We start from the raw sequence: 19,612 nt of genomic DNA on the forward strand, positions 1-19,612 counted from the left end.
GACGCAGTAGTGGGTTCACAGGAGGGTCGGGCCACCGCACCGTCGGTGGCGCTGTCGGATTCGTTGGAGTCGGTACTCGGTCCCAAGGCTGCCGACATGCTCGATGAGCAGATTCACGTGCAGACCGTCGGTGAACTGTTGCGGTATGTGCCCGATCGCTACGTCAAACAGGGAGACCTGTCGGGGGAGCGCAAACCCGAGCCGGGGGAACGGTTGACGGTGGTCGCCCGGGTCGAGGACAACAAGACGATCCCTATCCGCAACTCGCGCAAGAAGATGGTCAAGCTCGTCGTCTTCGACGGTAAGTTCCGAATCGCCGTGACCTTCTTCAACTCTCCCTGGATCGCCGCCAAGCTTCCGAAGGGTTCGCGGGTGATGATGGCGGGGGAGGTCAAGTACTTTCGCGACGAACTCCAGTTGACCCATCCGAACTGGCTCAAGCTGCCGGAGGACGGAACGTCCATCGAGGCAGACGACGCCGTCGGGTCGGTGCTGATGCAGGGTATCGCCAAGGCGTTGGCGACCGACGCCGGCGACGGCGACAGCTCGGACGGCACCCTCGATTTCTCCGACTTCCTGCGCGATGTGATCCCGGTGTACCGCGGGACGGCAAAGCTGCAGGCATGGACCATCTGGCAGTGCGTTCGGGCCGTGCTCGGTGAACTCGCGCCGATCGAGGATCCCCTTCCCGAGGGGGAACGGACCTTGCGAGGACTGATCGGATCGGACGAGGCGCTCCGGAAGATCCACGTTCCGGAAGGTCAACACGACATCGATCAGGCCAGTGCCCGACTGAGATTCGACGAAGCGCTGGCGCTTCAGCTCGCGCTGGCGCAACGTCGGCATGTGGATCGGGGAGCGACGGGACCGTCCTGCCCGCATGTCCCGGACGGTCTCGAGGACAAGCTGCTGAACCGGTTGCCCTTCACACTCACCGACGGCCAACGCGTGGTGATCGATGAGATCACCGCCGACCTGCAGCCTCCATACGGTGGGGACGCCGCCATGGTCGTGTCGCCGATGAGCAGGTTGCTGCAGGGCGAGGTCGGTTCGGGAAAAACGCTGGTTGCTCTGCTGGCGATGCTCAGGGTGATCGACAACGGTTATCAGTGCGCTTTGCTCGCACCTACAGAAGTGCTTGCCGCACAACATTTTCGAACGCTCGAGACGATGCTGGGTGGGCTCGCAAAAGAAGGTGAGCTCGAGGGGGAAGAGGGGGCGACCCGGGTCGCCCTGATCACGGGATCGATGAAGACGGCCGCCAAGCGCACCGCTTTGCTCGAGACCGTCACCGGTCAGGTGGGCATTCTCATCGGGACCCACGCGCTGCTGCAGGACAACGTCGACTTCTTCAATCTGGGTTTTGTCGTCGTCGACGAACAGCACCGTTTCGGGGTGGAACAACGCGACACCCTTCGGTCCCGCGGCCGGGACGGTGTGGTGCCCCACCTGTTGGTGATGACCGCGACCCCCATCCCACGGACGGTCGCCATGACGGTCTTCGGCGACCTGGAGACCTCGACCCTTCGAGAACTACCCCGGGGCCGCCAGCCGATCACCACCAGCGTGGTGCCCCGGGGCAATCCCAAGTGGGTGCAGCGGGTGTGGCAGCGCGTCGGCGAAGAGGTCGACGAGGGCCGCCAGGTCTACGTGGTGTGCGCGCGCATCGGAGACGACGGGACGCCCGCAGGTCAACGGTCGCAGCAGAAATCGGCAGAGGGTGCGGCTGAACCAGCGACAGCTGCGGTCGACATGTTCAAGACCCTCAGCGAGGGGCCTCTTGGGGGGCGCCGCATCGAATTGCTGCACGGCAGGCTCTCACCCGACGAGAAGAGCGAGGTGATGGCGGATTTCACCGCCGGGCAGGTCGACATCCTCGTCTCCACGACGGTCATCGAGGTGGGCGTCGACGTCCCGAATGCCACCACCATGGTGATCGTCGATGCCGACCGATTCGGGGTCAGTCAGCTCCACCAGCTCCGTGGTCGGGTCGGCCGTGGTGGGTTGCCGGGATTGTGCCTGCTGATCACCGCGTCCTCGGAAATGTCGCCGTCGATGGAACGGCTGCAGGCGGTTGCCGCGTCCAACGATGGGTTCGAGTTGTCGTATGTCGACCTCCGGCAGCGAAGGGAAGGTGATCTGCTTGGTTCGCTCCAGTCCGGGCAGACCTCCTCGCTACGGTTCCTCTCGCTCCTCACCGACGGCGACCTCATCGAGGACACGCGGGCGCTCGCGGACGAGGTCGTGGGCGGCGACCTCACGCTTGTCGAACACAAGCCGATGGCGGCCCTCGTCGACTCGATCCTGGGTCCGGTACGCCTGGCGTTCCTGGACAAGTCCTGACGGCGTAGGTCTCGCGGCCCGCTGGTGGCTGCTGCTGTCGGTATTCGCCGTCACAGCGACACTCGCTGCGGGAGCGGGCGTGGTGTCGCACGACGGAGAGGCGCCGTCTGCGGACGCGCGACGAATGCTCAGGGAATTGGCGCTCGTTCCGGTCCTGGCGCAGCGCCCGGACGCGTCCGACTATGAGCGGAGTGCGTTTGGTCAGGCGTGGACCGACAACACCGATGCCGCCGGGGCGAACAACGGGTGCGACACCCGTAACGACATCCTGAACCGCGACTTGAACGACAAGATCCTTGCGGCGGTGGACAGTTGCACCCGTGGGGTCGCCTCCGGCGAACTGCGCAGTCCCTACAGCGGGCGCTGGATCGTCTTCAAGCGTGGCAAGGGTTCAGGTGCCAAGGTGCAGATCGACCACATCGTGCCGCTCGCGTACGCGTGGGCCATGGGTGCACGCACGTGGGATGCGTCTCTGCGGCAACGTTTCGCGAATGACCCGGCCAACCTGGTGGCCGTCGACGGTGAGGCGAACCAGGACAAGAGCGACTCCGCACCGTCGCGCTGGATGCCGGCCAACTCAGGCTTCCACTGCCAGTACGCGGTCCAATTTGTCACGGTGCTGCGGACGTACGGCCTCTATCTCGACCGGCCTTCTGTCCCCGTGCTCCGGCGCGCACTCGAAAGATGCTGAGCTGGAACACAAACCCGGTGAACGCGGGTCAGCCGGTCGTGGTGTCGAACGAGACGGCCGCCTCACCGGTGTAGACGAGGAAGGTGAATGTCTCTTGCAGGTACAGGCTGACCGTCGAGGCGTCGTGGGAGTCGTAGCCGATCGAGACATCCTGCCCGATGGTCAGATCGAAGTCGCCGCCGCGGGTGCTGAGGAGGAAGGCAGAGTCGATGGCCGGGGCCCAGATGATGTCACCGTCGATCACGCGCTGCAGGTGCTGGATGATCGGATACCCATGGTTGGACGTCTCGTTGACCTTGAGCCAGACCTCGGCGCTGAGCGCCAGGGAGTACGGGCCGGCCACGGACGACAGTCGAAGTCGGCTCAGCGCCTGACTGATCGCTTCGGGGTATTCGCGCACGTCGTCAGGGAGCTTGATGGGATCACCCGGTGATTCGCTGCGGATACCGGTGATGCCCGCGGCCTGATAGCCCTCGAACACGGCCCGATCCTCGGCTTGGGCCAGTGTCCGGGCGGCATCGATCACCGGGTCCCAGTCGGAGTCCTGCGCGCCGCGATCGACGTTGTCGACGGCGTCGCGACTCACGATGAACGGCACCTTGAACTCGACAATGGTTTGAGAAGTGCGGCTGCTGGCCTGGATGCCCGCGGCCGGCGCGTCGATGGGTTTGCGCTTGCCGGTGGTCACTGCGGCGAGTTCCAGTCCGAGAGGGCCGTTCACGTCCACGATGCGACGGGCGGCACTGTTGCGCTTGAACGATCGCGAAGCCTCTTCTTCGATGGCCTCCCAGGCCGCCGTCGAGATGGGTGCTAGTTCCCGGTGCAGGTTGTTCATTTTTCCTCCGTCGTCAACTGGCGTCGCCGGTGTAAGGCGCCGATACGCAATGAACCCATGGTGGGTGCGGGTGGTGTGATGTCCGAGTCGGGATCGACTGTGACATGGGCGGCTTCGGCGCGCGCTTCAGCGGTCGCGCCGCGGAATTCAGGTGGGTCGTCGAGAAAATCGATGGTGGGCACGAAATAGCGGCTGCCGGTGACCGCGGTGGAGAAGTCGAGGAGCCGGTCGTAGTTGCCTTCGGGCTTGCCCAGGAACATGTTTCGCAGCATTTCGTCGGTGACCTCGGGACCGGCGGAGTACCCGATGAAGTACGTGCCGTACTCGGCCTGCCCGACGCGCCCGAAAGGCATGTTGTCCCGCATGATCTGCACCTGCTCACCCGCGTCGTCTTCGATGACGGTCAGAGCCGTGTGCGAATTCGAAGGTTTTGTGTCGTCGTCCATCTCGATGTTGTCCGACTTCGACCTGCCGATGGACTGTTCCTGTTCTTCGGTCGTGAGCGCATTCCAGGCGGCCATGTTGTGCAGGTACTTCTGCACCAGGACGTAGCTGCTGCCCGCGAAGTCGGGGTCGTCGTCGCCGGCGGTGACCGCAGCGACTGCTGCGGGGCCGTCCGGATTCTCGGTGCCGTCGACGAAGCCGATGATGTCGCGCATGTCGAAGTAACGGAATCCGTGGACCTCATCGACCACGCGGGCGACGTCGCCGAGTTGCGAGGCGATCTGCGTGGCGAGCTCGAAACAGACGTCCATGGTGCGGGCCCTGATGTGGAACAGCAGATCGCCCGGGGTTGCCGGTGCACTGTGCACGGCGCCGTCCAGGGGCACGAACGGTGCGAGTCCGGCCGGGCGCGGGCCCCTGAACAGTCGGTCCCACGCGCGCGACCCGATCCCGACGACGCAGGTGGGCCGGGCGTCGGGGGCGCGAGAGGCCACGGAACGGATCAGGCCGGTGACGCCGGAGAGGAAGTCCCACGTGTCCGACTCGCCACCGGGTTCGATGGTCGCCACGAGAAAAATCGCAGCCTCCGTCAGCGGCGACAGGATCGGCTGCGGGGTCGGGTTGTCGATGGGTGAGATGGGCTTGACCTTCCGCCTGCTGTTGGACGTTCTCGACAACATTATCTTCTTCGCGGCACCGCCGCGCGCACCGATGACCGCGGGTCGACTGCTGCAGATCCCGTTGTGCCCGCACACGGGTCATTTGCCTCAACGCTGCTGGCACACAGCCGCAAAGATCTCGTCAAGACTTCGCCCGGGAGCTGTCGTCGCGGGATCGGACTGCGTAGAACGGAGCGGTGATCAATGTTGAAAGGCTTGGCGAACACGATGTCCACGTGGATTTCATAGGCGGATGGCGATGACTCTCACTGCGATCCTGCCAACCCTGCGCGCCAGCATCCCCGATCCTCTGGACAAGGCCTTGTGGCCTGCGAACACAATCGCAACCTTGACCGACGTCGTGATCGACGACGTGTCGATGTGCCATCTGGTCGAATTGTCGGGTACTCCCGCGATCTACCGGAGTCGGACGTCGCCCGGAGTTGTCGTGGTGATGCGGGTGCTTGATGCGGCAACCACAGGCCACCGGACCCGTTCGCTGTCTGTCGACCCGATGATCGAAGGCGTAGCTCCGGTGTGGTCAGAGCTCCGGTTGATCGGCCGGGTGTCGACGGCGAGAGTCGAGGCGACCACTGTGTGGGAGCTGTCCGGTCGCCGGTCGGGTCCGGTGATGTTGCCCGCGGACATCTCCACGGGTGACATCGTCGTGGTGCCCTGCGCGGTGGACGCCGGCGAGGATCTGCCTCGTCATCGATCTTCGGAGCCGGTGGATTCGGCGATGGAAGATCGGGTGGCGGGTTAGGTTCGATGCATCCCGTGTCGGAAGGTGAGTAGATGTCGGTCAGTCTTGAGGTGTTGGTGAGCCACGACGGCCCGATCACCACGATCAGCATCAATCGGCCGCAGCGTCGCAACGCTGTCGATGGACCGACTGCGCAGGCATTGGCCCAGGCGTTCCGCGACTTCGACAGTGACGAGGGGGCAGCCGTCGCCGTTCTGTACGGCGAGGGCGAAACCTTTTGCGCGGGAGCCGATCTGAAGGCCATCTCGGCCGGCGACAGTGCGAACAGGGTCGACCCCGAGGGGGACGGTCCGATGGGTCCGACCCGAATGCGGTTGTCCAAACCGGTCATTGCGGCGATTGCCGGTCACGCGGTTGCGGGTGGTCTCGAGTTGGCGCTCTGGGCGGATCTGCGGGTCGCGGACGAGGAGGCCGTCCTCGGGGTCTTCTGTCGTCGGTGGGGCGTCCCGTTGATCGACGGTGGCACCGTGCGACTTCCGCGCCTGATCGGAACGTCACATGCGATGGACCTGATCCTGACGGGCCGGGAGGTTCGCGCAGACGAAGCGCTTCGGATGGGTCTGGTCAATCGTGTTGCGCCGCAGGGTGACGTGTTGAGGTCGGCGCAGGCGCTGGCTCGCGAGATCGCCGCCTTCCCACAGACATGCCTGCGCCAGGACCGGTTATCGGTTCTCGAACAGGAGGGGCTCGACGAAACGGCAGCGATGGACAACGAGTTCCGGCGTGGCATGACGTCATTGAGTGTCGATACCGTCGCCGGCGCGACGCGCTTCGCGGGCGGTGCGGGTCGGCACGGGTCGTTCGAAGCGTAACTCGGTGTAGTTCGTTCGTACTTCAAAGGCATTCCAAGACTGTTTGTTTCGCTTACTTCGTGGGTGTGGTGAGTGGGGGAATAGTCATATGTTCATGGGATCGCGCGAAAAGGCGATGCGGGTTAACGTTTCGGCGACATCTACATTCTGCAAGCCCACCGGAGGCCCCTCTTGACAACGCCACACAGCCGACGCGATCGCCAACGAATCGCCGCAGCCGCCATCGCCTTGGCCGCCGCGGGGTTGTTGACCACACCGGCCGTCGCGTCCGCAGCCCCACCGAACAGCACTCCGGTCGGAGGCCAGACGACAGGTCCAGCGAGCCCGCCGCCCGCCCCACCCAAGACCACGGCCCCGGTGGCCCCCGCGCCCGAGGCCAACCCTCCAGTGCAGACCCAGGAGTGCAACGACACCACGCTGTCCGGTGGAGCGGGTGTGACCGAGACTCGCCACATTCTGGGCCGCACGGGCCCTGCACTGTTCGTCCTCGACTACGAGACCGAGAACATCCCCGATGAAATCGTGGTCATCTACCAAGGTTTGCCGATCGCGAACACGGGCTACGTTGGCGACAACCTCAACGAGGGAACTGGATCGCTCACCGTGCTGGTACCGCCGGGATCCGATCAGTCAGTGCTCGTTCGGGTCACCGGCCCAGACGCCACTGAGTGGAGCTACACGGTCAACTGTCCGCTCTGATCACTCCTCGGAGTGTTTGACCCCACCCAAACTGCACCCAGCGCGGCATCAGAGGGCTTCTGGTGCCGTGCTCAGTGGTCTATCGGGTTAGTGGTCCAGCTCAGGCGGGTCGGGATCGATGTCTCCGAGACCCTCATAGTCGCCTGGCTGCGCGGGTGGTGGTGGGAGTTGCAGTTGGCTTTCGCGTTCTTTGAGTGCGGCGTGGCGTTGGGCGAGGATCTCGAGCCACGCCGCCTCCACGCTCTCGTTGACATGGTGGGCACGGTTGACCCGTGGTTTTTGCTCGGGATCGACATACACCGGCGGTATCCACGCCACCCGACCCTTGTCGGGCCCGTCGGTGATCATCACCGTCGCCCACTTACCCGGCCCGATCATCCGATGATGCGGAACACACGCAGGGGTCAGATTGTCCACATCGGTCAATCCACCGTCGATCCAGGTGAGCACGTGATGGAACTCGGCCCACGTCGCCGGGTTGCGGCATCCCGGATGACTACATCCCCGGTCGCGGGCGATGATCGCCAACCGCTGCCCCAACTGCGCGACCCGCTTGGCCCGCGCGAGATGCAGCACCTGCGCCGAATGATCGGCGAACACCGCCAACCACTTGTCCGACCGCGCCGCCAACTCCAACACATCTTTGACCGGGATATCCACCCCGTTCGCGGTGGTCGCCACCCCCGCTGCCTCCTCGAGTTGCTGTTTGGTCAGCGTGACGATGAGCTGCGCCGGCAACCCCCGATGTGAGGTACCCAGCAGGTTGCATTCGAGGATGGTCTTCAAGATCGCTGTGAGTGCATCGTGACGGCGCTGCCCGACGCTGCGGGTGTCGCGCTGGGCGGCGGCTTCGATCAACTGCGCGTCCTGAGCGGGGTCGTCTTTCGCACCGGACGGGCTGTCCGGGTCGGCGGGATTGTTCATCCCCGGCGCCGCCCACACATCCATCACCGTCTCGAGCATCGCGTAGGTCTTCGGATCGAGTCGTCCGGTGACGGTGGCCATGAAATCCACACCCTGCGACCCCTTCGAGAACGTCCGCTTGCGGGCCCGATCCACATCATCGGTCAACGACCCGTCCGGATCCACCCGCGCCAAGATGTCGCGACCGGATTCTTTGAGCTCGGTCGGGTCCTTCACCCGCGCATCCTCGGTCATCCACTGATCGACCACATCGAACACATCCGGGCCGGCCTTCGACGGGATTTCTTTGCGGACATCCAAGATCACATCGACGTGGGCGAACCCGATCGCCCCTTCCGCCCACGCCGACGCCATCGCCGGACACTTCGGCGGCAACAACTCGCCCTGCAACGAGTGAAACTGCGCGACCGCCTCCATCGCCCGCGTCCGCTCCCCGGTGGCACCTTTGCTGAGCCGCAGCTCTTTTCGTGCGAACCCGAACAGCGATGGATACCCGGCTTTGACGAACGACGACCGATCCGACACCTCGAGCAAACGATCAAGCCCTACGAACTCGACCTTGCGGGCAATCCGCTCATGCACCCGCACAAGCTCATTGACCTGCACGTCATCAAGATCAGACGAGCCCGCCTCAGCAATCTCCGCCAGCAACACTTCCAACTCGAGATACTTGGCAACCAAAACCGGGACCACCGGCGAATCAGGTGACGACGAGTCAGCCATTCGAAGTCCCCCCAGACCCTCGATCGAACGCTTTCCCCAATCATACCAACACTTTTCGTGTATGTCGAATACTTGTTCGAATCATGGTGGTGACGAAGTCCACGTCATCTCCACACGTACGGATCGGTTTGCAGACTGGCGATATCGCAGGTGACCGAGACCGGGCGGTGAGGTCGATCCGACTCTCGACAGTCCCGGGACCGACCCGGATCCCAGTACCCCTCGACTGTCGGTCGCTGAGAACTCAGATGTCAGGACCACCTATCCTGGGACGATGAGTGCTCCTACCACCACTCCTGCTGACGTCGAGCAGATCGTGCGCACGCAGGCCACTGCGTCGAAAGCCGCCTCTCGTGTCCTGGCAGGCCTGACCACTGACCAGAAGAACCGCGTACTGAACGAGGCTGCCGAGGCGTTGCTCGCACAGACCGGATCGATACTCGCCGCGAACGCCGAAGACGTTGCCCGTGCTGATCTGGCGGGCACCGAGGCGAGCCTCATCGACAGGCTGCGTCTGACCGCAGATCGAGTCGAGGGAATCGCGGCCGGCCTCCGGCAGGTTGCCGCGTTGCCGGATCCGATCGGCGACGTGATCCAGGGCAAGACGCTGCCGAACGGGATGCAACTCCGGCAGGTCCGAGTCCCGCTGGGCGTCGTGGGCATGGTCTACGAGGCCCGCCCCAACGTCACCGTCGATGCCTTCGGGATCGCGCTGAAATCGGGCAACGCGGCGCTGCTGCGGGGATCGTCGTCGGCCGCGAGTTCCAATGCCGAGCTGGTCCGGATTCTTCGAGACACCCTCACCGCCGCAGAACTTCCCGCGGACGCGGTCCAACTGCTGCCGTCCGAGGATCGCTCGAGTGTCACCCACCTCATCCGCGCGCGCGGTCTGGTCGACGTCGTCATCCCGCGCGGTGGCGCAGGACTGATCAAAGCGGTCGTCGAGAACGCGACCGTGCCCACCATCGAGACCGGTACGGGTAACTGCCACATCTACATCCACGCTGCTGCCGACCTCGACATGGCCGAGGATCTGGTGATCAACTCCAAGACCCGTCGCCCCAGCGTCTGCAACACCGCTGAAACGGTGCTGATCGACCGGGCCATCGCCGAGACTGCGCTGCCGCGGCTGACCCAGGTGCTGCAGAGCGCCGGAGTGATCATCCACGGCGACGAGCCCGGCATGGTCCCGGCCACCGAACAGGACTGGTCCGACGAATACCTCAGCCTCGACATCGCGGTGAAGATCGTCGGGGGACTCGACGAGGCGGTCGAGCACATCGACCGCTACGGGACGAGCCACACCGAGGCGATCATCACCGATGATCTGGCCGCGGCAACCGAGTTCACCAACCGCGTCGACGCAGCGGCCGTCATGGTCAACGCCTCGACCGCGTTCACCGACGGGGAGCAGTTCGGATTCGGAGCCGAGATCGGCATCTCGACTCAGAAGCTGCACGCCCGCGGACCCATGGGTTTGCCGGAACTGACATCGACCAAATGGATCGCATGGGGCAACGGGCAGACCCGGCCGGTGTGACCACCGAATGCGGGTTGCCTGACAAATCCAGGGCCAGATCAACCAATCTCTAGGAGATCCAATGGGCGTACAGCCTAGTTTCACCGACGTGCCAGGCGTGCGCGAGACGCTGGCCGGAGTCGGGTATCTGGCCGACGAGGCCACGTCGACGTCGGTCTTCTTGGCGGACCGCCTCGGCAAACCATTGCTCGTCGAGGGACCTGCCGGCGTCGGCAAAACCGAACTCGCCCGGGCGATCTCGCAGTCCACCAACGCCGATCTGGTGCGGTTGCAGTGCTACGAGGGCATCGACGAGGCCCGAGCGCTCTACGAGTGGAACCACGCCAAGCAGATCCTCGCCATCCAGGCGACCGGCCAGCGCGGCTGGGACGAGACGAAAGCAGACATCTTCTCCGACGAGTTCCTGCTCCCGAGACCGCTGCTGAAGGCGATCTCGCAGCCCGGGCCGACGGTGCTGCTGATCGACGAGGTCGACAAGGCCGACGTCGACATCGAAGGTCTGCTCCTCGAAGTGCTCAGCGACTTCGCCATCACGATCCCCGAGATGGGCACCGTGGTCGCCGACCGCCGTCCCATCGTCCTACTGACGTCCAACGCGACGCGTGAGCTCTCCGAAGCCCTGAAGCGTCGCTGCCTCTACCTCTACATCGACTTCCCGGATGCGGCCCGCGAGCGCGACATCCTCGCCAGCCGGGTCCCCGAACTCGACGAATCGGTGGCCAAAGAACTGGTCCGGATCATCGGGGTACTGCGCACGCTCGACATCCGCAAGAAGCCATCGGTCGCCGAGACCATCGACTGGGCGCACACGTTGCTCGCGCTGGGGGTCGGGGAGAAGCCCGGGTCGACCATCGACGAAGGCGTCATCGCTCGCACGCTCGGGGTGGTTCTCAAACACCGTCCCGATCTCGCGACCGCCCTCAAGGAACTGAAGCTCGGCTGACGCTCGTGAACACCCCGATCGCGAGTTCTCCGTTCATCACACAACTCACCGGCTTCGTCGACGACCTGCGAGGCCGGGGAATCGTGGTGGGCCCGGCAAACCTGATCGACGCCGGACAGGCGACGTCGGTGCTCGATCTCCTCGATCGCAACAGCTTTCGCGAAGGCATGGCGTGCACGCTGCTGCACGACAATGGTCACCGCCGGGTCTTCGACGCGGTCTTCGATCTGTGGTTCCCGCTCGGCATGGGGGAGCGCAGCGGTGATCAGGACGACGCGTTCGCCCTTGACGCCGATGGGAACGTCGACATCGAGGCAGTGCGCGAGCGGCTGGCCGAACTCCTCGCCGACGACTCCAAGGAGGCCGAGGCCGAACTCGCCTCGTTCGCGGCCATGGCGGTTGCGCAACTCGGCAGCTATCGATCCTCGCGTGGTCCGGCATTCTCGACCTACCAGGCGATGTCGACGATCAATCCCCAAACCCTCATCGCGCAGATCGCCGCCGCCATGGCCGGCTCGTCCGGTGACGAGGACCGATCGGGAACCGAGCCGGTGTTCCGGCGCGCCGCTGCCGACCGCGTACGCCAATTCCGCTCGCTGATCGAGAGTGAGACCAAACGACGGATGGCCCAGCGCAACGGCCGGGAGCAGGTGTCGCAATATGCGGTGCCGAACCTGCCGGAGCGGGTGAACTTCTTGTCCGCAGGCGCTGCCGACCTCGCCGAGGTGCGCCGCACCATCGCACCGCTGGCGCGACTGCTGGCCGCGCGATTGGAGGTACGGCGACGACGCGCACACCGTGGATCCATCGACGTGCGCAAGACACTGCGGGCTTCCATGTCGACAGGAGGCGTCCCGATCGACCTGGTGCGACGCAAACCCCGGCCGGGCCGCCCCGAGCTGGTGGTCCTGTGCGACGTCTCCGGTTCGGTGGCCGGGTTCTCGCAGTTCACCCTGCAACTCGTCTACGCCCTGCGGCAGCAGTTCTCGAAGGTCCGCGTGTTTGCGTTCGTCGACACGGTCGACGAGGTGACGGAGTTCTTCGACGGCCCTGACCTGGACTTCACGACCGCGGTGCGGGAGATGCTCAGCCAGGCCAGGTTGATCACCCGGGACGGTCACTCCGACTACGGGAACGCCTTCAGTGGGTTCGCGAGCGACCACCTGGATGCGCTCACCAGGCGCGGGGCGCTGCTGATCCTCGGTGACGGCAGGAACAACTATCACGATCCGAAACTCGCCGCCCTGACCCAGATGGTCGACAGCACCAGACACGCCTACTGGCTCAATCCGGAGGCCTCCCGCAACTGGGACACGGGCGATTCGGTGGCCTCGACCTACTCCGGGGTGATCGACATGCATGAGTGCCGCAACGCGACGCAACTCGGCAAGGTGATCGCCAACCTGCTGCCCGTGTGAGCTGATCAGTAGACTCACTGCTCATGCCCGACACGACACCCGATACCCGAGTCTCGCGTGGTCGGCGCATCGGTGTGATGGGCGGAACGTTCGACCCTGTTCACAACGGTCACCTGGTGGCTGCGAGTGAGGTCGCGGACCGGTTCGACCTCGACGAGGTCATCTTCGTTCCCACCGGACGGCCATGGCAGAAGTTCAAGGCCGACGCGGGTGTGAGCCCGCCTGAGGATCGCTACCTGATGACGGTCATCGCGACAGCATCCAATCCACGATTCTCGGTCAGCCGCGTCGACATCGACAGGGATGGGGACACCTACACCGTCGACACCTTGCGTGACCTGAAGGCCGTCAATCCCGACGCGCAGCTGTTCTTCATCACCGGCGCCGACGCGTTGGCGTCGATCCTGTCGTGGCAGGACTGGGAAGCGCTGTTCGAGTTGGCGAGCTTCGTCGGCGTCAGCCGGCCGGGCTACGAACTGGGCGCGGCGCACCTCGAGCGGCACCTGAAAAAACTACCCCCCGACACATTGCACCTCATGGAGATCCCGGCGCTCGCGATCTCGTCGACAGACTGCCGCAAACGTGCTGAAGGCGGACGTCCGGTCTGGTACCTGGTACCTGACGGGGTGGTGCAGTACATCAGCAAACGAAAGCTCTACCAATCGAAAGGCATTTTGTGACAGCGTCATCCGAGGCGGTCTCCATCGCCACCGTGGCCGCCCATGCGGCGGCCGAGAAGTTGGCAACCAACGTCGTTGTGATCGACGTGTCGGAACAGCTGGTGATCACCGACTGTTTCGTGATCGCCTCCGCCGACAACGAACGGCAGGTCGCCTCCATCGTCGACGAGATCGAAGAGAAGCTGCGGGAAGCCGGCACCAAACCGGTGCGCCGCGAGGGCACCCGGGAGGGGCGCTGGACGCTGCTCGACTACATCGACGTCGTCGTCCACGTCCTGCACGAGCAGGAGCGAGAGTTCTACGCCCTCGAGCGACTGTGGAAAGACTGCCCTGTCATCGACATCCCCGGTATCGAGTCCAAACCCCTCAGCAGCTACGACGACGGCAGCGACGACGCGGGGAACCGGGAGGACGTTGGTGAGTGAGTCCCTCCGTCCCGACGGCCATGACTCCAGCGTCGAGCGGATGACGCCGGTCGTACGACGTCTGCTGTTGCTCCGGCACGGGCAGACCGAGTACAACGCCGCCAGCCGGATGCAGGGGCAACTCGACACCGACCTGTCCGAGCTCGGGATCAAGCAGGCCGAAGCCGCGGCGAAGGTGCTGGCCGCCCGTGAACCGCGCCTCATCGTCTCGTCCGACCTGCGCCGGGCCCGCGACACCGCGGCAGCACTGGCCGCCCAGGTCGGACTCGACGTCGGCACCGACGAGCGTCTGCGTGAGACCCACCTGGGGTTGTGGCAGGGCCTGACCCATCACGAGGTCGACGACCAGATGCCCGGTGCCCGGCGTATCTGGCGCGATGATGCGACCTGGCGGCCCCCGGAAGGAGAGAGTCGCACGGACGTGGCCACCCGCAGTGTGCCGGTCGTGGAGGAACTCGTCGCCGGACTGGGTGATTGGGGTCGCGGCGACAATGCCGACGCGCCGGTGGTCCTGGTGGCGCACGGCGGAGTGATCGCGGCGATGACCGCAGGCCTGCTGGGGCTGCCGATCAGTCATTGGCCGGTGTTCGGGGGACTGGCCAACACGAGTTGGGTCCAACTCAGCGGGCACGGCGCCGACGACGAGACGACCTGGCGACTCGACGTGTGGAACGCGTCCGCCGAGGTCGCGGATTCTGCCGTGCAATGACAGCACCGAAGCGTGATTCGTTACTGGTGTTGTCTGACTCGCTCGCCTACTACGGCCCCAAGGGTGGGCTGCCGGCCGACGACCAGAGGATCTGGCCGACGCTCGTCGCAGGCGAACTCGGTCTCGAACTCGAATTGTTCGGTCGTATCGGCTGGACCAGTCGCGATGTGTGGTGGGCCCTGACCCAGGACCCGCGGATCTGGGCCGCGGTTCCACGGGCGAAGGCGGTGGTCTTCGCGTTCGGCGGCATGGATTCGCTACCGTCGCCCATGCCGACCGCCCTGCGGGAACAGATCCGGTACATCCGGCCGCCGTGGCTGCGGCAGCGGGTTCGGGATGGGTACGGCTGGCTGCAACCGCGGCTGGCGCCCACCGGATGGCCACTCGCACTCCCGCCGGCGCTGACCGGTGACTACCTGGGCAAAATTCACGAAGCCCTTGTCGCGATCCGCCCAGACCTCCCGATCGTGGCCTGCCTACCGTCGACCCACCGCAGCCCGTACTACGGAAACGTGCATTCGGGCAGGCCGAAAACCGTTGCGGCCATGACCACCTGGGCTGACGGGGCGGGAGTGCCGCTGATCGACCTGCTTCCGCCGACCGCGGCACATTTCGACCGCGGAGAAGGTAACCCCGATGGCATCCACTGGGGATTCGGGTGCCATCGCGAAGTCGCCGATCTGGTCCACGACGTCCTCTCGAGGACCCTGGCGTCTACCGTGGTGTCGTGACCGTCGTCATCGTCACCGACTCCTCGGCCCGGCTGCCTGCAGCGATCCGCGAGCGGTATCGCATCGAACAGGTGCCCATGCACGTCCTGACCGCCGACCGCGACCTGCTGGAGGACGTCGACGAGATCGGTCCGGAGATCTTCAACGATCCCCAGACCACCACGTCCGGGGTGACCCCCGCCGACCTCGAGGTCGCGTACGAGAAGGCGATCGAGGCCAGTGACGGCGACGGGGTGGTGGCCGTGCACCTGTCCCGGCGCTTCAGCGGTACCTGGGGTTCGGCCCGATTGGCCGCAGAGAAGTTCCAGGGACGCATCCGGGTCGTCGACTCCCGCACCGTGGGGCTCGGTGTCGGTTTCGCCGCCATTGCTGCGGCGCAGACCGCGGAGTCCGGTGCGGACATGGACCGCGTGTACGAATCGGCGATCAGGGTCGGTTCGACCACCGAGTGTCTGCTGTGTGTCCAGCAGCTGGAGAATCTGCGTTCGAGTGGTCGCATAGGCGCGACGACCCGCCTTTTCGCATCCGCGCTGGCGATCAAACCCATCCTGCGGGTCGTCGACGGGTCTCTGGTGCTCAAGGAGAAGCAGCGCACCATGTCGAAGGCGATCGCGAAGATGATCGACACCGCGGTCGAGGTCGCGCAACGTCGGCCGGTCACCCTCGGGGTTCAGCACTGCGAGGCTCCCGAACTGGCCACGGAGATCACCGAGGCGCTGCGGTCCAAACTCACCATCGAGTCGCTGGTCGAGTCCGATCTCGGTCCGGTGCTGTCGCGGCACGTCGGATCCGGTGCGGTGGGCATCGCACTGACAACCTCACTGGGCCCGATCGACCTCGACCCCGAGTAGTCCACAGTTCGGAAGTAATCCACAGGCGCGGACCGGCATCCCGCATCAGCTGCCGTCTGGAGCAGACCGGCTCACTACGTTTTCGGCTATGAGTAGCAACCTGGACCGGTTGGCGGAGTCGGAACCCGAGCCGCACGGACCACCTCAGCCCTCCACACCGGACGCTGCCGTTCCCGCCTGGCTGGGGTCTGCGCAGTGGCTGCACGACAGCCCACGGGACGACCCCGCCGCGGAATCCAGGTGGAGTGATGACCCTGGCGACGACCCCTTCGATCCCGACGACCCGGACCCGGACGGTCCGTTGCGACGGCGGTGGCGCTCGACTCCCGCCGCTGCGATCGGTCTGGTGATCGTCGGGGTCCTGGCCACTCTGGTGGCGCTCTACACCGCCATCGCCGACGGTGCGAGTGGTGCAGATGTTCCTGTCGCTTTCCCCGAGACTGCCGGCGCGGCACCGAGTTCGATGCTGAGCGTGCAGCCAGCAGATCCGCCGACAGAATTGGTGATCAGCGTGGTGGGACTCGTGCAACGGCCAGGCTTGGTGAGACTGCCACCGCACTCTCGCGTCGCCGATGCGCTCGAGAAGGCAGGTGGTGCGAAAAACGGAGCTGACATCCTCAGCCTGAATCTCGCCCAGCCGCTGCGCGACGGGGATCAGGTTCTCGTCGGCTTCGCGGACCCGGCCGGTGGACCCCAGATGCGTAGCGCTGTGGTCGCGGTCGATGGAGTCGGAGGAGCCCCGCCGCCGAGTGTCGGCATCACCCCGGGTTCGCCCCCACCATCCGGCGCCGGCCAGGCGCGGGTCGACTTGAACACCGCGGCCGAAGCCGAGTTGGACACCCTGCCGGGAGTGGGTCCGGTGACCGCAGCCGCGATCATCGCCTGGCGAAACGCCAACGGCCGGTTCGCCTCTGTGGATCAGCTGGCCGAAGTGGACGGCATCGGCCCCGCGCGTCTGGAGAAACTCAGGGACCGGGTCACGGTGTGAGCGCCGCCGTGGCGCCCGGACCCACGACGCTGGATCTGAGGCTTGTTCCGGCGGCCTCCGCCGCCTGGCTGATCACGATGATCGGAATCCTTGCACCAGTGAGCGTCACGGTTGGACTGGCGCTGCTCGCATCGCTCGTGACGATCGTCCTATCGGCATCGCTGGTGCGTGGGGCGAGAACGTCGATGATGCCCGTTCTTCTCGGAATCGTCGGCGTAGTCGCAGGTTTCGGCTGGGCCCTGGTGCTCCGCCAGCACCATCTCGAGGTGAACCCGTTGGCGGACAACACCATCGTTGGAAGCAAGGTCACGATAGGGCTGCGGGTGACCGACGATCCGAGGGCCATGGCACGCACGGATCGGGTGGTGATCGCGGTGACCGTGACCTCGGTTCGCCGGCAGGAGGTGTCGAAGGCGGCGGCGACGGTGCTCGCACCCGCAGAAGGCTGGCTCGACCTGGTTCCGGGACAACATCTGTCGGCGCTGGTGACGGTGTCGGAGCCGCGTCGACCGAACCTCACCGTCGCCACGTTGACCGCCTCGGGACCACCGACGCAGGTTCGCGCTCCGCCCTGGTACCAGCGGGTCGCGACGTACGTCCGAGGCCAGTTCCGGGAGTTGGCCTCCCGTGCGCTCGGAGCGCCGGAATCAGGTCTGCTCCCGGGACTGGTGCTCGGCGATGTCTCGGCGCTCGACGAGGATCTGAAGGAGGATTTCCGGGAGGCGGGGCTGTCGCACCTGACGGCAGTGTCGGGGGCGAATTTTGCGATCGTGATCGGGGCTTTGTTGTTGACCGTGCGGGCACTGGGTGCGGGCCCGCGCACTGCGGTGGTGGTGACCGGGGTTGCGATCGTGATCTTTGTGATCCTTGTGCGGCCCAGTCCCAGCGTGGTCCGTGCGGCGGTGATGGGCGCGGTCGGGTTGGTGGCGCTGCTGGTCCGCAGGCGTGCGCAGGCCATGCCGGCGTTGTGCGCCGCGATCGTCATCCTGCTGCTGGTGTGGCCGGCGTTCGCGGTCCAGCCAGGATTCCTCCTCTCTGTCGTCGCCACCGCTGGACTGATCGTCATCGCGCCGGTGATCGTCGAATGGCTGCGGCGCCATCGTGTTCCGCGGGGGTTCGCCCAAGCCCTGGCGGTGGCGTTCGCGGCGCAACTGGTGACCACGCCCGTGGTCGTGATGTTCAGCGGCAGGCTCAGTCTGATCGCTGTGGTCGCGAACCTGGCCGTGACGGTGGTCGTCGCGCCCATCACCGTGCTGGGTACCACAGCGGCGGTCCTCGGCCTCGTCTGCCCGCCGGTGGCGTTCGTGTTGGTGCGGTTCGTCGGCCCCGAACTGTGGTGGATGGTGTTCGTCGCGCAGAAGTGCAGTTCGCTGCCACTGGCGACGGTGACCCTGTGGTGAACGCGGGGCCACCTACTTGTGGTGCGGGGTGGGGGTGTCGCCGGGTTCTGGCACCATGACGACTGTGAACAGCGTGCATCTTGTCCTCGGCGACGACGAATTCCTCGCCGAACGCGCAACGGGTGGCATCGTCGCCGCAGTTCGGGCGGCAGTCTCCAACCCAGAGGACATCCCGGTGACGCGACTGCGGGCGGGAGACGCGACGGCGCCCGAACTGGCCGAGTTGCTGAGCCCGTCCCTCTTCGCCGAGGACCGGATCATTGTTCTCGAGGCCGCAGCCGAGGCGGGCAAAGAACCTGCCAAGCTCGTCGCCGAGGTGGCGGTGGATCCGCCTGAAGGCGTCACCCTGATCATCGTGCACTCAGGTGGTGGCCGGGCGAAGTCGATGGTTGGCGCGCTGCGAAAAAGCGGTGTCGAAGAACATGACTGTGCAAGTCTCAAGGGCAGCGCACGCGCCGACTTCGTCAGAAGCGAATTGCGCCAGCACGGGGTCAAAGCGGGGCCGGATGTCATCGAGAAGATTCTGGATTCGGTGCGAGCCGACCTGCGTGAGTTGGCGTCGGCCTGCAGTCAGCTCGCCGCGGACACGGACGGCAAGGTCGACGTGGCTGCGGTCGCGCGCTACTACTCCGGGCGACCCGAGATCACCGGCTTCGAAGTGGCGGACAAGGCGGTGACGGGCGATCGGGCGGGCGCCCTGGAGTCGCTGCAATGGGCGCATCACCACGGCGTCGCGCACGTGCTGCTGGCCGATGCCCTCGCCGAAGCGGTGCACTCCATCGCCCGCGTCCGTGGAGTGGGTCGCATGGATCAGTACGCCGCCGCCTCGGAACTGGGTATGCCGCCATGGAAGGTGAAGAAGGTGCAGGGGCAGGCGTCGGCGTGGGATTCGGACTCGATCGCCAAGGCGATGTCGGTGGTGGCCACGCTCAACGGTGAGGTCAAAGGGCAGGCGGCAGACGCCGACTACAGCCTGCAGCGGGCCGTCGCGGCTGTCGCCGATCTACGGCCATCGCGCCGGCGGTGAAGTCGTA

19 protein-coding genes are annotated in these 19,612 nt (G+C 65.5%); 16 read left to right on the top strand and 3 right to left on the bottom strand.

The genetic code is table 11. The annotated features are described in order from the left end of the window. The first annotated feature begins 9 nt into the window (after positions 1–9). Together recG and J3S28_RS12955 are read left to right on the top strand one after the other, a co-directional pair. Positions 10–2,343: an ATP-dependent DNA helicase RecG gene (gene recG / locus J3S28_RS12950; RefSeq protein ID WP_307797096.1), complete on the top strand. Its 2,334-nt coding sequence runs from the start codon at positions 10–12 to the stop codon at positions 2,341–2,343. A gap of 79 nt (positions 2,344–2,422) precedes the next feature. Beyond that, a complete protein-coding gene (locus tag J3S28_RS12955; RefSeq protein WP_307797098.1) occupies positions 2,423–3,034 on the top strand; it encodes an HNH endonuclease family protein in 612 nt (203 codons plus the stop codon). 28 nt (positions 3,035–3,062) lie between these two features. Here J3S28_RS12955 and J3S28_RS12960 read toward each other — a convergent pair whose 3' ends face one another. Together J3S28_RS12960 and J3S28_RS12965 are read right to left on the bottom strand one after the other, a co-directional pair. Continuing rightward, positions 3,063–3,869, bottom strand: a complete 807-nt coding sequence (locus tag J3S28_RS12960) for a family 1 encapsulin nanocompartment shell protein (protein WP_207841163.1) — start codon at positions 3,867–3,869, stop codon at positions 3,063–3,065. Beyond that, a complete protein-coding gene (locus J3S28_RS12965; protein ID WP_207841164.1) occupies positions 3,866–4,993 on the bottom strand; it encodes a Dyp-type peroxidase in 1,128 nt (375 codons plus the stop codon). The genes J3S28_RS12960 and J3S28_RS12965 overlap by 4 nt, the downstream gene beginning before the upstream one ends. A 238-nt stretch (positions 4,994–5,231) precedes the next feature. Here J3S28_RS12965 and J3S28_RS12970 point away from each other — a divergent pair, with 238 nt between their 5' ends. The 3 genes from J3S28_RS12970 (at position 5,232) to J3S28_RS12980 (ending at position 7,246) form a co-directional block, all read left to right on the top strand. Continuing rightward, positions 5,232–5,735 carry a hypothetical protein gene (locus J3S28_RS12970; RefSeq protein ID WP_207841165.1) on the top strand — a complete coding sequence of 168 codons (504 nt, stop codon included), beginning with the start codon at positions 5,232–5,234 and terminating at the stop codon, positions 5,733–5,735. Between the two features lie 32 nt (positions 5,736–5,767). Then, on the top strand, positions 5,768–6,547 hold the full coding sequence (locus J3S28_RS12975) for a crotonase/enoyl-CoA hydratase family protein (RefSeq protein WP_207841166.1): 780 nt from the start codon (positions 5,768–5,770) through the stop codon (positions 6,545–6,547). A 171-nt stretch (positions 6,548–6,718) separates the two neighbouring features. Next, the gene (locus tag J3S28_RS12980) at positions 6,719–7,246 is read left to right on the top strand and encodes a hypothetical protein (protein WP_207841167.1); all 528 of its coding nucleotides are present in this window, start codon (positions 6,719–6,721) and stop codon (positions 7,244–7,246) included. Positions 7,247–7,333: 87 nt separating this feature from the next. Here J3S28_RS12980 and J3S28_RS12985 read toward each other — a convergent pair whose 3' ends face one another. Beyond that, positions 7,334–8,893 (bottom strand): HNH endonuclease signature motif containing protein, encoded by a 1,560-nt coding sequence (locus tag J3S28_RS12985; RefSeq protein ID WP_207841168.1) that lies wholly within the window; start codon positions 8,891–8,893, stop codon positions 7,334–7,336. 274 nt (positions 8,894–9,167) lie between these two features. Between J3S28_RS12985 and J3S28_RS12990 the strand changes: the two genes are divergently transcribed. The 11 genes from J3S28_RS12990 to holA all read left to right on the top strand — a co-directional run bounded on the left by J3S28_RS12990 (position 9,168) and on the right by holA (position 19,605). After that, complete coding sequence (locus J3S28_RS12990) at positions 9,168–10,433, top strand: glutamate-5-semialdehyde dehydrogenase (RefSeq protein WP_207841169.1); 1,266 nt, start codon at positions 9,168–9,170, stop codon at positions 10,431–10,433. A gap of 61 nt (positions 10,434–10,494) precedes the next feature. Next, positions 10,495–11,376, top strand: coding sequence for an AAA family ATPase (locus J3S28_RS12995; protein WP_084894221.1), 882 nt, complete (start codon positions 10,495–10,497; stop codon positions 11,374–11,376). Between the two features lie 5 nt (positions 11,377–11,381). After that, the gene (locus J3S28_RS13000) at positions 11,382–12,794 is read left to right on the top strand and encodes a vWA domain-containing protein (protein WP_307797100.1); all 1,413 of its coding nucleotides are present in this window, start codon (positions 11,382–11,384) and stop codon (positions 12,792–12,794) included. Between the two features lie 23 nt (positions 12,795–12,817). Next, positions 12,818–13,474, top strand: a complete 657-nt coding sequence (nadD, locus tag J3S28_RS13005; protein ID WP_084894220.1) for a nicotinate-nucleotide adenylyltransferase — start codon at positions 12,818–12,820, stop codon at positions 13,472–13,474. Then, complete coding sequence (gene rsfS, locus J3S28_RS13010) at positions 13,471–13,899, top strand: ribosome silencing factor (protein WP_207841170.1); 429 nt, start codon at positions 13,471–13,473, stop codon at positions 13,897–13,899. The genes nadD and rsfS overlap by 4 nt, the downstream gene beginning before the upstream one ends. A 40-nt stretch (positions 13,900–13,939) precedes the next feature. Then, positions 13,940–14,608 (top strand): histidine phosphatase family protein, encoded by a 669-nt coding sequence (locus J3S28_RS13015; protein WP_207841407.1) that lies wholly within the window; start codon positions 13,940–13,942, stop codon positions 14,606–14,608. Beyond that, complete coding sequence (octT, locus tag J3S28_RS13020) at positions 14,605–15,339, top strand: diglucosylglycerate octanoyltransferase (RefSeq protein WP_207841171.1); 735 nt, start codon at positions 14,605–14,607, stop codon at positions 15,337–15,339. The genes J3S28_RS13015 and octT overlap by 4 nt, the downstream gene beginning before the upstream one ends. Continuing rightward, a complete protein-coding gene (locus tag J3S28_RS13025) occupies positions 15,336–16,190 on the top strand; it encodes a DegV family protein (protein ID WP_207841172.1) in 855 nt (284 codons plus the stop codon). The genes octT and J3S28_RS13025 overlap by 4 nt, the downstream gene beginning before the upstream one ends. A gap of 88 nt (positions 16,191–16,278) precedes the next feature. Continuing rightward, positions 16,279–17,178 carry a ComEA family DNA-binding protein gene (locus tag J3S28_RS13030; protein WP_207841173.1) on the top strand — a complete coding sequence of 300 codons (900 nt, stop codon included), beginning with the start codon at positions 16,279–16,281 and terminating at the stop codon, positions 17,176–17,178. After that, entirely contained in the window at positions 17,175–18,578 is a 1,404-nt protein-coding gene (locus J3S28_RS13035) for a ComEC/Rec2 family competence protein (protein WP_307797102.1), read from the top strand. Before J3S28_RS13030 ends, J3S28_RS13035 begins: the two co-directional genes overlap by 4 nt. 55 nt (positions 18,579–18,633) lie before the next feature. Next, a complete protein-coding gene (gene holA / locus J3S28_RS13040; protein WP_207841174.1) occupies positions 18,634–19,605 on the top strand; it encodes a DNA polymerase III subunit delta in 972 nt (323 codons plus the stop codon). The last annotated feature ends 7 nt before the right edge of the window (positions 19,606–19,612 follow it).

The sequence above is a fragment of the Williamsia soli genome, from assembly GCF_017377795.1.
In the GTDB taxonomy this organism is placed as follows: Bacteria; Actinomycetota; Actinomycetes; order Mycobacteriales; family Mycobacteriaceae; genus Williamsia; species Williamsia soli.